The organism is Shewanella sp. SR1, from assembly GCF_020447145.1.
In the GTDB taxonomy this organism is placed as follows: Bacteria; Pseudomonadota; Gammaproteobacteria; order Enterobacterales; family Shewanellaceae; genus Shewanella; species Shewanella baltica.
The window spans coordinates 1-14093 of the sequence record NZ_JAJAEF010000038.1 but is presented as its reverse complement, the minus strand read 5'-3'; the positions used below and the strand labels follow the sequence as shown (position 1 = coordinate 14093).

General features: G+C 45.7%; 13 protein-coding genes and 1 tRNA gene. 9 read left to right on the top strand and 5 right to left on the bottom strand.

Features of this window, described 5'->3' with window-relative positions; translation table 11 throughout:
• Positions 1–141: 141 nt before the first annotated feature.
• Positions 142–462, bottom strand: coding sequence for a hypothetical protein (locus KV201_RS21185; protein WP_006081481.1), 321 nt, complete (start codon positions 460–462; stop codon positions 142–144).
• 232 nt (positions 463–694) lie between these two features.
• Here KV201_RS21185 and KV201_RS21180 point away from each other — a divergent pair, with 232 nt between their 5' ends.
• The 3 genes from KV201_RS21180 to KV201_RS21170 are packed head-to-tail and all read left to right on the top strand — an operon-like array spanning position 695 to position 3690.
• The gene (locus tag KV201_RS21180; RefSeq protein WP_226060503.1) at positions 695–1189 is read left to right on the top strand and encodes a putative 4-hydroxy-4-methyl-2-oxoglutarate aldolase; all 495 of its coding nucleotides are present in this window, start codon (positions 695–697) and stop codon (positions 1187–1189) included.
• A 57-nt stretch (positions 1190–1246) separates the two neighbouring features.
• A complete protein-coding gene (locus KV201_RS21175) occupies positions 1247–3070 on the top strand; it encodes an AsmA family protein (RefSeq protein WP_226060493.1) in 1824 nt (607 codons plus the stop codon).
• Entirely contained in the window at positions 3070–3690 is a 621-nt protein-coding gene (locus KV201_RS21170; RefSeq protein WP_226060492.1) for a BsuPI-related putative proteinase inhibitor, read from the top strand. The genes KV201_RS21175 and KV201_RS21170 overlap by 1 nt, the downstream gene beginning before the upstream one ends.
• A gap of 143 nt (positions 3691–3833) precedes the next feature.
• On the opposite strand, the gene KV201_RS21165 is transcribed toward KV201_RS21170, so the two are convergent.
• A complete protein-coding gene (locus KV201_RS21165; RefSeq protein WP_063884328.1) occupies positions 3834–5381 on the bottom strand; it encodes a LysM peptidoglycan-binding domain-containing protein in 1548 nt (515 codons plus the stop codon).
• Between the two features lie 232 nt (positions 5382–5613).
• Positions 5614–6405 carry a hydroxyacylglutathione hydrolase gene (gene gloB / locus KV201_RS21160; RefSeq protein ID WP_226060491.1) on the bottom strand — a complete coding sequence of 264 codons (792 nt, stop codon included), beginning with the start codon at positions 6403–6405 and terminating at the stop codon, positions 5614–5616.
• Between the two features lie 154 nt (positions 6406–6559).
• Here gloB and KV201_RS21155 point away from each other — a divergent pair, with 154 nt between their 5' ends.
• Together KV201_RS21155 and KV201_RS21150 are read left to right on the top strand one after the other, a co-directional pair.
• A complete protein-coding gene (locus KV201_RS21155; RefSeq protein ID WP_006087266.1) occupies positions 6560–7297 on the top strand; it encodes a class I SAM-dependent methyltransferase in 738 nt (245 codons plus the stop codon).
• 33 nt (positions 7298–7330) lie between these two features.
• The gene (locus tag KV201_RS21150; RefSeq protein ID WP_226060490.1) at positions 7331–8239 is read left to right on the top strand and encodes a LysR substrate-binding domain-containing protein; all 909 of its coding nucleotides are present in this window, start codon (positions 7331–7333) and stop codon (positions 8237–8239) included.
• Between the two features lie 214 nt (positions 8240–8453).
• Here KV201_RS21150 and rnhA read toward each other — a convergent pair whose 3' ends face one another.
• The gene (rnhA, locus tag KV201_RS21145; protein ID WP_226060489.1) at positions 8454–8924 is read right to left on the bottom strand and encodes a ribonuclease HI; all 471 of its coding nucleotides are present in this window, start codon (positions 8922–8924) and stop codon (positions 8454–8456) included.
• Positions 8925–8995: 71 nt separating this feature from the next.
• Here rnhA and dnaQ point away from each other — a divergent pair, with 71 nt between their 5' ends.
• The 4 genes from dnaQ (at position 8996) to KV201_RS21125 (ending at position 13755) form a co-directional block, all read left to right on the top strand.
• Positions 8996–9724: a DNA polymerase III subunit epsilon gene (gene dnaQ, locus KV201_RS21140; RefSeq protein ID WP_006087270.1), complete on the top strand. Its 729-nt coding sequence runs from the start codon at positions 8996–8998 to the stop codon at positions 9722–9724.
• A 10-nt stretch (positions 9725–9734) separates the two neighbouring features.
• Complete coding sequence (locus KV201_RS21135; RefSeq protein ID WP_226060488.1) at positions 9735–11108, top strand: TIGR03503 family protein; 1374 nt, start codon at positions 9735–9737, stop codon at positions 11106–11108.
• A 327-nt stretch (positions 11109–11435) separates the two neighbouring features.
• Positions 11436–11512: transfer RNA gene (locus KV201_RS21130), tRNA-Asp, on the top strand.
• Positions 11513–11787: 275 nt separating this feature from the next.
• On the top strand, positions 11788–13755 hold the full coding sequence (locus KV201_RS21125; protein WP_226060487.1) for a sodium:proton antiporter: 1968 nt from the start codon (positions 11788–11790) through the stop codon (positions 13753–13755).
• A gap of 95 nt (positions 13756–13850) precedes the next feature.
• On the opposite strand, the gene KV201_RS21120 is transcribed toward KV201_RS21125, so the two are convergent.
• On the bottom strand, positions 13851–14093 hold a 243-nt coding region (locus KV201_RS21120), incomplete at its 5' end, for an integrase core domain-containing protein (protein ID WP_226060486.1).

Genomic DNA, 14093 nt, shown 5'->3' with positions numbered 1-14093 from the left:
GAAATCGTTAACACTCAGCAAATAATGGCAAGCAGAACCTATTGCCATATAACTGAAAAATTATATATTTCGTTATATGGCATATGCAGGTGTTAGCCGAATAATTTGACGGCTTAATGATAGAGCAGAATAGCGTTATGTTTAATTCTTAGATTTAGATGATGTCATCAGCGCTAAGACTTCATCGTAAGAAATGTTAAATTCTCTCGACAAGTTAATGATTTTTGTTTTGTAGGTTTGAATGTTTTCTTGCTGGGCTAATTGATGTTTCTTTTCTTCAACTAACTCGTTAACTGTTTCTTGTAATATCAATAATCGACGTAAACTATAGTCGAGGGATTTAATATATTTACCCATTTGTTGCTTGTTACGTGCTTGCTCAAGATCCGTTGAGACTTTTTTATCATATCCATATTCATCTAGAGCCGCGATTGCGCTCTGCAAATCAAGATCAGTAGTCATTTGGTTTTCGCTTTATAACAAAGAGGTGTGAGAACAGATTGATGAAACTTTCTTATGAAACATTAAAGGGTGTCATAGGACGTTAACTATCGCAGATTATAGTGCCTATGCCAATATACACCAAGCCTTTGCTGGTTAAAATTAAATAAAAAATTCGCTGATTTTTGCTTTGACCTTGTCGGGGTCTACAATTATGGGTAGTCTAAAGTGATAGGCTATTATGGAGATTCAAATGCTTGATCTACTACCAGATTTATTTGACCACTATCCGTCTAAATTACAGTTACTTCCCCTCGAATTTAAACCCTATGGCGGTAAGCGGCTCTTTTGGGGCGAGATAGTCACAGTCAAGTGTTTTGAAGATAATTCTAAGGTAAAAGAAATACTTGCACAGGATGGGCAAGGAAAAGTTTTGGTTGTCGATGGGGGCGGCTCTCTGCGCCGCGCATTGTTAGGCGATCTCATTGCGCAAAGCGCACTAGATAATGGCTGGCAAGGGATAGTGATCAATGGTTGTGTTCGTGATGTAGCCCGATTAAATACTTTTAGTTTAGGTGTTTATGCCTTAGGTGCCATGCCGATAAAAACCGAGAAGTTAGGTCAAGGCCAAATTAATGTTGCTGTAGATATGGGCGGCGTGATGGTTACGCACGGTATGATGCTGTATGCCGATGAAAATGGTATTGCAGTAAGTGATGAGATGTTGAACTTTGCATTTTTAAATTAACATTTTTAAATGAATTAGTAGCTTTAAATTCAAGTTGTTTTTGATAAGGATATTTATATGAAATTCATTAAGTGGCTCCTGGCCTTAGTAGTGACGCTCATTCTTTTAGTCACAGTGTATCTCACCGTATTTTTCGACCCTAATGATTTTAAACCTGAAATAGTTGATGCCGTCAAAAAACAAACGGGTCGTGAATTAGTCATTACTGACGATTTATCCTGGACCTTTTTCCCTGTTATCGGCATTAATTTAGGGGGCGTGTCTTTATCTAATCCTGAAGACTTTACCCCTAAGGCTATGTTAGAAGTCAACAAAGCCGTTGCCGAAGTGGCGTTGATGCCATTGTTTAGTCAGCAAATTGAAATTGCGGAGCTGAGTCTCGATGGCGCAACCATTAATTTAGTGACTCGTAAGAATGGCACCAGCAGTTTTGATGGATTAAGTGGTGATAATAGTAAGAAAGCTGCAACTCCAGCGGCCGAAACTTCCTCAAATGCCAAACTGAACGATATTAATATTGGCGGTATTTCAATCACCAATACCCAAATTAATATGATTGACGAAGCGAAAAAGCAAACTCAAGTCTTTACCTTAAAAAGCTTCACCTTAGGTGAGTTCGCTTTAGAACAATTTGCGCCCATCGCCTTTGAATTTAGTGCAACTATGCCGGACATGACGGTAAGCAGTGAAGGCAAAGGTGAGCTAAAACTAAGCCGAGACTTTACGCAACTCGTCGTCAATGGACTCAAAATTGACACTGTGGTGGAAGGTGAAAGTATTCCCAATAAGAAACTCGAAACATCGATTAACTTAGCGACGCAAATCGCATTGGATAAACAGCAATTGTCCGTCGATATTGCGCAGCTTACCGCGGCGAGCATTACCGCTGCGGGTAAAGTTGGCGTAAATTACGCCACGATAATTCCGCAAATCAATGCTGATTTTCAAGTCGGCGATATCGATTTAGATACGCTGTTACCTAAAACGGAGACCGCTGCCGCAACAGAACAAGCACCCGCTGCCAGCACTCCGGCAGTTGAGCCTGATCTCTCTGCCCTTAAGCAGCTTGATGTAAAACTCAAGTTGACCGTTAAGTCTATTAAGGTCGCTAATCTGTCGACTCAAAATTGGTTGATGGATGTGGGAATTAAAAATGGCGTGTTAGATCTAACGAAACTGAATGCGGATTTATACCAAGGTAAGTTGCTGGTGAGCGCTCAGGTCGATGCACGTCAAGCGGTGGCAAGTTATCAATTCGATAAAAAAGTGACGGGTGTACAAATTCGTCCTTTGCTGAAAGATACGGCGGATGTGGATTTACTGGCGGGTACAGCCAACTTTGATGTGAAAGGTAAAGGTAGGAGTTTGATCCCTGAGCAGTTAAAGAAAAATCTATTAGCCAATGGCCATTTTGATATTAATGACGGGGCTTTGTACGGGGTTAACATACCGCAGATGATCCGTAGCGCCCAAGCTAAGTTAAAGGGTGACTTATCGCCAGAAACCAAGGAAGAGCGCAAAACCGACTTCTCGAGTTTGACCGGCAGTTTCTCGCTGGATAATGGTGTTGCTACTAACCCAGATCTTGCTATGTCTTCACCTTTATTGCGTTTGGCGGGCAAAGGTACGGCGAATTTATTAACTGAAGCCTTAGACTACAGATTGACGACTAGCCTAGTGAGTTCATTGAAAGGTCAGGGCGGTAGCGACAAAGATGCGCTGGCTGGAATTGACATTCCGTTGGCTATTACCGGGACTTTCCAAAAACCTGAATATGCCTTGGATACTAAAGCGTTACTGAATAATCAGTTAAAGGAAGAAACCGACAAAGCTAAGGAAAAATTAAAAGACTCCTTACTGAAAAAACTAGGAGGTTTCTAATGGTTGCTCCAATGCGCTACGCATTGCTTGTTTGCGCGAGTGCTTTTGTCGGCGGGCAACTTGTTGGGTGCTCGGCGCCTGAAGCCGCTGATACGAGTCCGTCTTCCAAGGGCGAGACTACAACAGCCGCGGCGGTTCAGCCTGAGATCGTTCGCGCTGCCGATCTTGCGCTCGATGTTTCAGGCCTTAAAAGTACACCGACATTAAAGGTTGAACCTATGATGACTGATGCTACGCCAGGACTGCTTCGCGGCGAGTTAGCCTTAGAGCCATTTGTGGATTTCAAGCAGCCAGTTAAGGCAACGTTGACTGTGACCAATCCACAAACCTATGCCGTCGGCCTGCGTTATAACTCAGGGATGACGGCGGATTTGTGGCTGGTAACGCAAGAGGGCAAACGCCTGTGGTCATGGTCCGATGATATGATGTTTACCCAAGCGTTACGCGATAGCCAATTGGCAGCGGGGAAAGTGATCACCACTTCCTTTAGCATTCCGCCCAAAGCGTTTGCTGGAATACCCGCTGGCGGTGCTCGTTTAGAAGCGCATTTTGCCGCTAAAGCATTAGAGTCTGATGCCGTCGTTATGGCGCCTGTTGTCTTATTACTGACGATGGAATAACGCCGCATCTTATAATAGAGCAGGCTCATAATAGAAAAAGGCAGCAATCCGATAGGGTTGCTGCCTTTTTGTTATCTGTGGCTCAATCTTGCTTAGGGACCATAATACTAATCATTCAGTACAAACGATGAACCTGTTTAGCCTTATGCGTTTAACTTACTTTCATCGACTACTAATTTAATCACTTGGCCTGGTTGCAAATATTGTGATTGCGCTAGGCTATTCCATTCTAATAGCTCGGCCACAGTCACGTTAAATTTGCTGGCGATACGGGCAAGTGAATCACCGGATTTGACCTTATAACTCACAGTGCGAATTTGCGCAGTTTGCTCAAGATTTTTCGGCGCTAAGATCACCAGTTTTTGACCATTTTGTAGCTTGTCACTCTTTCCTAATTTGTTCCAAACGCTAAGTTGTTTCACTGTCACTTTATGGGCTTGGGCGATTTCAGAAAGTGTGTCACCAGACTTAACCTGATAGGCAATTTTTGTCGATTCAGTCGCAGCGTGCGATTTCTTCGGCAATTGTTGCTGAGTCGACAGGGCATAGAGCTGTTTGTCTTGCGCATCGACAGGAATAATCAAATGCTTGCCCGCGACTATGGTATTGTTTTTCATGCCGTTGGCGGCGCGAATTGCATTTATAGTCGTGTGGTGCTGCTTCGCAATCTTGCCAATACTGTCACCTGATTTGATCGTGTAGCGTAGCCAACTGATCCTATCTTCGGTTTCTGTTTCGGCGAGTGCTTTCTTAAATTCTTCCGATTTATCAATCGGCAATACTAAAGTGTGCGGCCCCAGTGGCGAAGTGGCCCAGCGGTTATAACCAGGATTGAGCTTTTGCAGCTCAAGTGTGGTCATGTTTGCTAAACCTGCCGCCATGGCTAAATCAATTTGGCTATCAATATCAACTACTTCAATTGAAGGATTGTTGCTGATTGGCGCTAAAGTGATGCCATATTCATCGGCGTGTTTAATGACTTCAGCCAGCGCCAGCAGTTGCGGCACGTAGCGTTCGGTTTCACTGGGTAAATCCAATGACCAAAAGTCGGTTTTTAAGCCTTTCTTCTCGTTACGTTTAATCGCATTGAGCACCCGAGATTCACCCGAGTTATAGGCCGCAATAGCATAAAGCCAATTGTTATTGGTTTTATCGTAAAGATATTCCAACATGTCGAGCGCCGCAGTCGTTGAAGCGGGCACATCACGGCGACCGTCGTACCACCAGTTCATTTCTAAACCGAAATGGCTGGCCATAGGCGTGGTGAATTGCCACAAACCCGATGCCGCACTTGCTGAAGACGCCGATGGATCAAAGGCGCTTTCTATAATAGGTAATAGGGCGATCTCAATCGGAAGATGACGCTTTTCAAGCTCTTCCACGATCAGGTACATATAAGGTGCAGCACGTTCTGAGATGATCTCTAGATGCTGCGGATTTTTGATGTACCAATCGCGATATTGGTTTACCAATTTTTGATCTGGAACCGGTAACTGCATACCTTGACGTATTCGCTCCCACACATCGGTAATTTGCGCCGACGGAGCCTCAGTTGCGAGGTAATATTCTGGGACTGTATTTTCGGTTGTGACGGCTTCAACTTCTGTCTGATTAACGCCATGGTTGTCTAATGTCTGACAACCTGTGAGTAGGGCAAATCCCCCTACAACAACATAAAGTGATACTCTCATTGAAAACGGTAGTCCTCTGTTAGTGCATAGCTTTTCTTTATAGTAACAGTATGTTTTATATGAAGATAAAGACGACGCAGCGCGCAAAGTTTTCACGCAAAACGAGCCATTCTATGGGATCTTTTCGATCTTGTCCCTTAATTATCGTACATAATGTAAGGCCATTTTTGATTTACATCATCAAAAATGGAAAAAACTGTTTAAATTTCAATCTATAATATTGCTTTTGTGATCAAAAATTATCTTTCCACTGTCTGAGCAGGGTAAAACCGCCAAGTTCGTCTAAATTGGCATGATTTAGATCGCTAAAATGCTGTTTTATGCTGTCAACAATCTCAGTGTCGCTGGCACGTAGAAAGGGATTGATGGCGCGTTCTAAGGCGATGGTGGAGGGGATAGTCGCTTTGTCTTGGCGACGCAACGCTATGGCGCGTTCGTTATAGTCTTGCAGCGCGCGATTGTTGGGATTGACCGCGAGGGCAAATTTGAGGTTTGAAAGTGTGTACTCATGGGCACAATACACCCGAGTGTCGGCGGGAAGCTGGGCAAGTTGCTGTAGTGAGTTGAGCATTTGCGCTGGCGTACCTTCAAATAAGCGTCCGCAGCCACCGCTAAATAAGGTATCACCGCAGAATAAGGCATCTGCAATAACATAGGCGATATGTCCTGCTGTGTGCCCCGGTACATCTAAGACTTGCAGTTCGCCACTGATATAGTCGAGTGTAAATCTGGGCTGTGCTGTAGCGTGCAACGGATGGGTGATGCCTTCAATCTTCTCATTATCTGGGCCATACACTGTGAGTCGGTCTTGACTGTAGGCTTGAAGTTCAGCGACGCCACCCGTATGGTCATTGTGGTGGTGGGTCAGTAAAATGCCCACTAGCGTGAGTTGATTGGCCTCTAGATAGTCAATAACCACACTCGCATCGCCGGGATCGACGACATAAACCTGTGTATGAGGCTGTTGTTGTAACACCCAGATATAATTGTCATTAAAGGCTTTGATCGCTGTTATAGTGAGCATAGAACCGCCTATGTCTGTATTTCAATTCGAAGATAAAGGTATTATCCATGAGTGAACGGCCCTTGGCGACCTTTGCCGCTTTTGCCCTGTGGCAAAATGGCAGCAATCTTTGACCCAATTGGATACTTGTCTACCAAGCTAACGGAGGAACTCTGTGTCGCATTTTAGTACTGAGCTCAAACCCGAACAATGGAGCGACTTACCAAATGGTGAGGCGTTGCAACAAGCCGTTGCTAAACAACTTGAAGATTGGTGGCCAAGAGTCTTTGGTTATCATTTATTAAAGTTAGGGCCTTTGAGTGCCGAATTGTCGAGCATGGCATCGCCAGTCGCCCATCATTTTTCACTCTCGCCATCCAAAGGCGCTTCGATTGAAGGCGATTTTTGCCATTTACCCTTGCAGAATGCGGCGATAGATGCGGTGGTGATGAGTCTATTGCTCGAATTTGAACCCGATCCTTACCGTATTCTTCGTGAAACCGATCGGGTACTCATCGCCGGAGGCTATCTTTTTATCGTCGGTTTTAATCCCTTGAGTCCAGTATTTTTGGGTAAGTTATGGCCTAAGTATCAGGATTGTCTCCCATGGAATGGCCGCTTTTTTATGCCATCAAGGGTGCGAGATTGGTTAGGTTTATTAGGTTATCAAGTGGTGGGCGATGAGCGTTTGGTCTATCACCCCTTAATGGGTGATTTCAACCAAGGTAAATTTTTTCAACAGAGTTTAGCGTCATGGCTTCCTAGCGCGGGCAGTTTGTATTTGATTGTGGCGCGTAAACTCGAGTCGCCACTCACGCCTATTCGCGATAAACGTAAGGTGCGGCAAACGAATTGGACCACGGCACCGACCGCGGGACGTTCAGGGCATTTATCAGAGCATTCGGAAAACTGATAAGCCATTTCCTTTTTAAGTACAGGTTTTAATATGCGGATCACCTTAAGACAACTGGCGGTATTTGAGGCTGTGGCACGTAGTGGCCAAGTCGCAAAGGCGGCGGAGCAGGTTAATCTATCACCACCGGCCACTTCTATGGCTTTGGCTGAGTTAGAAAAACAGCTCAATGCCCGCCTATTCGAGCGCATTGGTAATCGATTACAGCTGAACTCGCAGGGCAATTTACTGTTGCCACTGGCGACGGATTTATTGCACCGTGTCGAGCAAATTGAGCAGGCATTTACCTACCATGGTGGCGATTTGGTTGGGCGTTTAAGTATCAGTGCCAGTTCGACCATAGGTAACTATCTAATGGCGAAAGCCGCAGTGGCATTTTGTCAGCAGCACACTCAAACCCATGTGGATGTGGCGATCACAAATACTCAAGATGTGATCCAAGCGGTTGCGCAGTTCCGATCTGAAATGGGCTTTATCGAAGGTCATTGCACCGATAATCGTTTGAGTGTTGAAGCTTGGCATAAGGATAGGCTGCTGGTGTTTTGTCATCCGGCGCATCCTCTGGCGGGGAAAGTGGTTAAACCGGCGCAAGTGAGAGGCCAGTCATGGGTGTTACGTGAAGAAGGCTCGGGCACTCGTGAGTATTTTGTCAATGCCGCCAATGAGTTGGATATGCAGCCAGAAGCCAAATTCTGCTTTACTACGCCGGATGCGATTAAACTGGCGGTGAAACAAGGTGCTGGACTTGGGGTGTTATCTGAGCTGGCGCTGGAGAAAGAAATCAGCCGCAAAGAGTTAGCGTTAGTCACGATTGAGGGATTAGTGCTGGAGCGGCAGTTTTATCGCATCACCCATAAGAGCCGTCAGGCGACATCCCTTGGCCAAGCTTTTGTGCAGTTCTGTGAGAATTTTTTCAATATCGCAGGGGGGGAACTCAAATAAGCCGTTTGATAGCAATGGCCATATGCAGTGAGCTTAAGCGGTTAATTTGAACTGTGGGTTTACGGTGAGATGAATAGTGAAATAAATCATCACGCCTAAGTGTTAAGCTTAGGCGTGATGGCATAGAACTTACTTTTCGAACTTACTTTTTCGAATTTAGCTTGTATGAACTTTTGCTGTTCAAACTTAGCACGTTTAAGTAAGGGCCACAGAGTTAAGGCTGGTAGCCTAAGTCGGGTTGGGTCGGTTTTGATTCAGCCGCGGTGCGAGCTAATACGTCGCAACGTTCGTTTTCGGCGTGTCCTGCGTGACCTTTAACCCATTGCCAGTCGATGGTGTGCATCTGTGAGGCTTTATCTAAACGTTTCCACAGGTCAACGTTTTTGACTGGGGTACGGTTTGATGTCATCCAACCTTTTTTCTTCCAGCCATGGATCCACGTCATTATGCCTTGGCGCATATATTGGCTGTCGCTGGTGAGCACGACTTGGCAAGGCTCTTTTAAGCCTTCTAACGCGATGATTGGGGCTAATAACTCCATGCGATTATTGGTCGTGAGCGCAAAACCGTCGGACATCTCCTTTGTATGGCCTTTATAATTCATTACAATGCCATAGCCGCCAGGACCGGGATTGCCTAAGCAAGAGCCGTCGGTGAAGATGTGGATCAGTTTTAGTTCAGTCATCAAATTGTTACCATAGCCGGGAATTTCGGCCGAGTATAACCAAAAATTGTCATAAGAAGCGCATAAAAAAAATGAATATTATCTCTAACGCTAGCCGTCAGGTTATTTTGGATACCGAAACCACAGGTATGAACCAGGGTAGCGGCGCCATCTATTTAGGCCATAGGATCATCGAGATTGGTTGTGTGGAAGTGGTGAACCGCCGTTTGACGGGGCGTTATTACCACCAATATATCAATCCAGGTCAAGCCATCGATCCTGAAGCCATTGCCGTTCACGGTATTACCGATGAGCGCGTTTCCAAAGAGCCGCGTTTTCATCAAGTTGCTCAAGACTTTATCAACTTTATCGACGGCGCTGAAATCGTCGCCCATAACGCGAACTTCGACGTGAGCTTCATGGATCATGAGTTTTCACTGTTGCAGCCGCGTGGACCAAAAACCGCTGATATTTGTCAGATCCTCGATACCTTAGTCATCGCTAAGTTCCTGCATCCTGGTCAGAAAAACAACCTTGACGCCCTCTGTAAGCGTTATGGTGTGGATACGTCGCGCCGCGAATATCACGGCGCTTTGCTCGATGCCGAGATCCTCGCCGATGTTTATCTGATCATGACCGGCGGGCAGACAAAGTTTAATTTGTCCAACGAGGAAGCGGGGCAGGAAGCGGGGGGGATTCAACGTTTTGATCCGCAATCACTTAACCTTAAAGTGATCGGCGCATCGGCCGATGAATTGACTATGCATGAACAACGCCTTGATTTAGTCGCAAAATCAGGCAAATGCCTCTGGAGAGGATAGAAAAATCACTATGCCGATGTCGCGCCATAAACCCATTTTAGCGCTTTGCCTTGTTGTCACTACGCTGTTTGCCAGTGTGACGTCTGTATTGGCCGCCGAGGCTGAAACCGCTAAAAAAGTCGTCAAGCCGCCCAAGGCCGCGCCGATTATAGGATTGGAGACGGCTTCTGAGCTTAAAAACCGTTTTCGCATCGACCATATGGTCGATAACATGACGCTGTTAGTGGAGCGCGAATACGGCTCTGCGCCTGTGGTGATAGTGTTGCCCGATGGCAGTAAATGGTACGCCAATCGCCATCCCGAAACCGTCAAGTGGGTCGATGGCATTACCGGCGATATTATTTACATTGAGTCGCCTATGCCTGGACCTTGGCAGTTGGTGGGTAAAGTCGTCCCAGGTTCGACCCTCAAAAAACTCTCTAAACTCGAAATCGAAGTGCAGCCTTTGCCGCAGCCGCTATTCCAAGGTGAGCAAGTTAAAATTGTCGCCCAGTTGATGGGGGATGCCCAGCGTGTGCGCATGCCGGGACTCGACTTTCTGGTGGAATGGACGGCTCATTTTGTGAGTAAGCACAGGGCCGGCGATGAGAATTTTGCCGCGGGTGACATTATTGTCGGTTCCTATAAAGACAATGGTGAAGATTATGATGAAAAACCCGATGATGGCGTATTTACCAGTAATCTCAATGTAAAGCAGCCTTGGGGTGATTATGAGTTTGTGGTACAGGCTCGCAACAACGTGTTTGAGCGGCAGATTTCATTTCCGTTTAGATTATCGCCGCGGCCGATTAATTTAGAAGTCATTACCCCAGACAATCCGTTAACGGGGCAATGGAAAATCATGTTGCACGTCGATAGTGCTGTGCTGCAGCTAGCTGAAACGCATTTTTCCTTTGAGCTAGTGGGTCCTGCGGGCTTGCAACTGCCTTTGACCGTTAATGGTCTTACAGAGCCGGACTCTGAATTAGATTTACCGACTGTGACTGAGTTTGGTAGTTATCGAATTAAAGGTTTCGTGGCGACGACGACGATTACGGGTCGAGAAATCGTACTGGATTTGCCAGAGCTGTTTTTCAACTTAATTCAGCCGCCAGAGCCACCACCAAGCGCTGAAGAGTTGGCCGCCGTTGCTGCACAAAAAGCCGCAGAGGAAGAAGCACTTGCGAAGAAAGATGCCATGTTCTGGATCATCACGATCAACGCTATCTTATTAGTCTTGGGCGTCGTTGGATTAATTGTGTGGCGTAAACGCCAAAGTTTAGCGCAGGCATTAGCTGCCGCTGAGTTACGTTTATTGGAGGAAGCATCGGCGAATCCAGCAGCTGCGCCGTCATTAGATGAAATCGATCTCACTATGCCAGATGAGGCGGATAAAGACCGTTAGCCAAGTGTCGCTGATGTGTTTGAGTTATGACTTTGAACTAGGGCGTAGCAGCAATATTTGGCACATAAATCAAGGTCGGAAATTAATTTGGTTTTTTTTTAATCAAATGATAAATCTAAGTAAAAAAACGGTTGACGCCCGCAGGGCTCAACCGTATTATTCTTCGCATCTTAAGCAGAAGCCTTGATAAGTCAGTTGAATTATCGTTCAGTTTAAAGAATCTGAAGCGCGGTTTAATTTTATTAGAATATTGTTTTGACATCAGCGGCCTGTCACGCTGGAGTTAGCGGGTTTGAAACTCGTCAGATGTTGGATATGGAAGAATTTGGAGCGGTAGTTCAGTTGGTTAGAATACCGGCCTGTCACGCCGGGGGTCGCGGGTTCGAGTCCCGTCCGCTCCGCCAAATAAATAAAAAGGCCTTACAGCAATGTAAGGCCTTTTTATTTCTATCTTTTTCATCAAATAATTGCTGCGTAAAATCGCTGCAGCTTGCAGTCCATCGCTGTTGCGCCTTGGTTTCACTTAGGTCATGCAGTCTTCGATAAACTTTATAGCGTTTATGCATTTGCTGCTATTGTTAAGCGAAATAGATAATTCCCGAGCCATTATCATGCTCATGTCATCTATTTCATTAAAGATAATGCGAGCTCATTGTTTTCCTCACCTAAAGGATTTTTTATGGTTGAACAAATCACGGGTATGTTAGCGCTGATTGGGGTGTTATCGCTTTTTTGTCAATGGCTTGGTTGGAAACTGCGGTTACCGGCGATTTTGCCCTTACTGCTCTGTGGACTCACCCTCGGCCCCGGACTTGGCTTCCTTAATCCCGATGCTATTTTTGGCAATTTACTCTTTCCGATCATTTCTCTCGGGGTTGCCGTGATTTTGTTTGAAGGCGCATTGACTCTCAACTTTAAAGAAATCAAAGATCATGGTCGTATGGTGACGCATCTTGTGACCATAGGGACAGTGATCACTTGGGCTTGTATCAGCACGGCCACCTTTTATTTACTCGATTTTAGTTGGGAAATTGCACTCCTCTTTGGCGCATTAGTGGTGGTGACGGGGCCGACGGTTATCGTGCCTATGCTCAGAAGTGTGCGTCCCAAATCCCAGTTGGCGAGTATTTTACGCTGGGAAGGCATAGTCATTGACCCCATAGGCGCGCTGCTCGCAGTATTAGTTTTTGAATATATTACAGTTTCAGGCGATCAGACAACGCATGTGCTTTATGCCCTTGGTTCAATGCTTTCTCTAGGATTAGGGCTTGGAGCGGCAGCAGGTTACCTCACTGGGCAAATATTAAGACGCAACCTGTTGCCACATTATTTGCGTAATACCGCAGTCTTAACCTTAATGCTTGGCATCTTTGTCGGCTCGAACCTATTACAGGAAGAGTCGGGTCTACTGACTGTGACCGTTATGGGCATTTGGCTTGCCAATATGCGCGGTGTGGATATTGCTGAAATCCTTGAATTTAAAGAGACCTTAACCGTACTACTGATTTCGGCACTGTTTATTTTATTGGCGGCGCGATTAGATTCTAATGCCATGCTCGACTTAGGTTGGGGTGGACTAGGCGTTTTAGCGGTCACTATGTTGTTAGCACGTCCGCTGAGTATTTGGGTTTCAGGTATCGGCACCTCTTTGTCGAGGGCCGATAAGTGGTTTTTATGCTGGATTGCGCCGCGAGGCATAGTCGCTGCGGCGGTATCGTCATTGTTTGCGATTAAGTTAGAAGCCAACAATGTGCAAGGCGCCGATGCGATTGTGCCCTTAGTGTTTTTAATTATTATCGGCACGGTCGTTATCCAAAGTTTAACCGCGGGACGTTGGGCGCGATTCCTCGGTGTCAAAGCCGATTCTGCCCAAGGTTTATTGATTTTCGGTGCTTCTAAATTTCCCCGTGAGTTAGCGAAAATCTTAAAAGCCAAGGATGTCAAAGTGCTATTGGCTGATAATAACTGGGATAATATTCGCCTGGCACGTATGGATAATATCCCGGTGTATTTTGGCAATCCCGCATCGGAACATGCTGAAACCTATATGGATTTAACTGGGATTGGCCGCGTGTTGATCATTTCCCCTTATCGACAATTGAACCCTTTAGTGAGTTTCCATTTTCAAGATTTCTTTGGCACTAAGAAGGTCTTTGGCTTAAATAATACCGAAGTGGGCAGTGCGCGCCACCAGCTCTCTGAAACTTATAAGCAGCGTTTATGTCTGTTTGGTGATGCCGTGTCCTATGCCAAGATAGCAAGCCTGATGGCGAGGGGCGCTCAACTTAAAGTGACCAATTTAACCGAAAACTTCAGCTTTGAGCATTTCCGTAAGCGTTACGGTGAAACGGCTATGCCACTGGTTTATTTAACCAAGGAAGGTAAGGTCGTTGTCGTGTCAGGCAATGATACTGTGTTCCCGAATGGTATTGAGCTGATTAGTCTGCTACCGATTGAAGCCTTAGAAGAAGCCAAAGTACAGCAAGCGATTGCAGAGCGAGAAGCACAGGAAGCCCAAGATAAAGCCGCCGCAGAAGCCGCTTTAGCAAAGGCAAAAGCGGATGAAAAGGCTGAAGCTAAAGTTGCTATTGAGGATAATACCGCTGATCCACTTCAAGCTGTAGATGAGACTTTAGTGAAGAGTTAACCTAGGCTGTGATTGGTATTAGACCTCGCTTAGTGATGGAGTAGTCTGAATTATCATTTGGTGATATGTCCCGTCCTAAGATAGGTTGACAGTTTCTAGGCCAGCTCCAGTAGCTGGCCTTTTCTATTATGCACCTGATTGGGTGTTTCCATATCCAAACTCAGATGCGGTCTCATTTCGTTGTATATCGCTATCGATTCTCTAACAAGTCTCTTCAGCTCTTCCAGCGTTTTACATCGGTAGAGTAAAAACTCCTGCTTCAGGATCCCGTTTACTCGTTCTGCTAACGCATTTTGATAGCAATCATAACCGTCTGTCATCGACGGCTGAATATGGTT

Excerpts from the sequence above, each read along its gene's own strand:
- KV201_RS21165 (WP_063884328.1), bottom strand. The coding sequence starts at position 5,381 with ATGAGAGTATCACTTTATGTTGTTGTAGGGGGATTTGCCCTACTCACA.
- KV201_RS21180 (WP_226060503.1), top strand. The coding sequence starts at position 695 with ATGCTTGATCTACTACCAGATTTATTTGACCACTATCCGTCTAAATTA.
- KV201_RS21125 (WP_226060487.1), top strand. The coding sequence starts at position 11,788 with ATGGTTGAACAAATCACGGGTATGTTAGCGCTGATTGGGGTGTTATCG.
- gloB (WP_226060491.1), bottom strand. The coding sequence starts at position 6,405 with ATGCTCACTATAACAGCGATCAAAGCCTTTAATGACAATTATATCTGG.
- KV201_RS21135 (WP_226060488.1), top strand. The coding sequence starts at position 9,735 with ATGCCGATGTCGCGCCATAAACCCATTTTAGCGCTTTGCCTTGTTGTC.
- KV201_RS21185 (WP_006081481.1), bottom strand. The coding sequence starts at position 462 with ATGACTACTGATCTTGATTTGCAGAGCGCAATCGCGGCTCTAGATGAA.
- KV201_RS21150 (WP_226060490.1), top strand. The coding sequence starts at position 7,331 with ATGCGGATCACCTTAAGACAACTGGCGGTATTTGAGGCTGTGGCACGT.
- dnaQ (WP_006087270.1), top strand. The coding sequence starts at position 8,996 with ATGAATATTATCTCTAACGCTAGCCGTCAGGTTATTTTGGATACCGAA.
- rnhA (WP_226060489.1), bottom strand. The coding sequence starts at position 8,924 with ATGACTGAACTAAAACTGATCCACATCTTCACCGACGGCTCTTGCTTA.
- KV201_RS21175 (WP_226060493.1), top strand. The coding sequence starts at position 1,247 with ATGAAATTCATTAAGTGGCTCCTGGCCTTAGTAGTGACGCTCATTCTT.
- KV201_RS21170 (WP_226060492.1), top strand. The coding sequence starts at position 3,070 with ATGGTTGCTCCAATGCGCTACGCATTGCTTGTTTGCGCGAGTGCTTTT.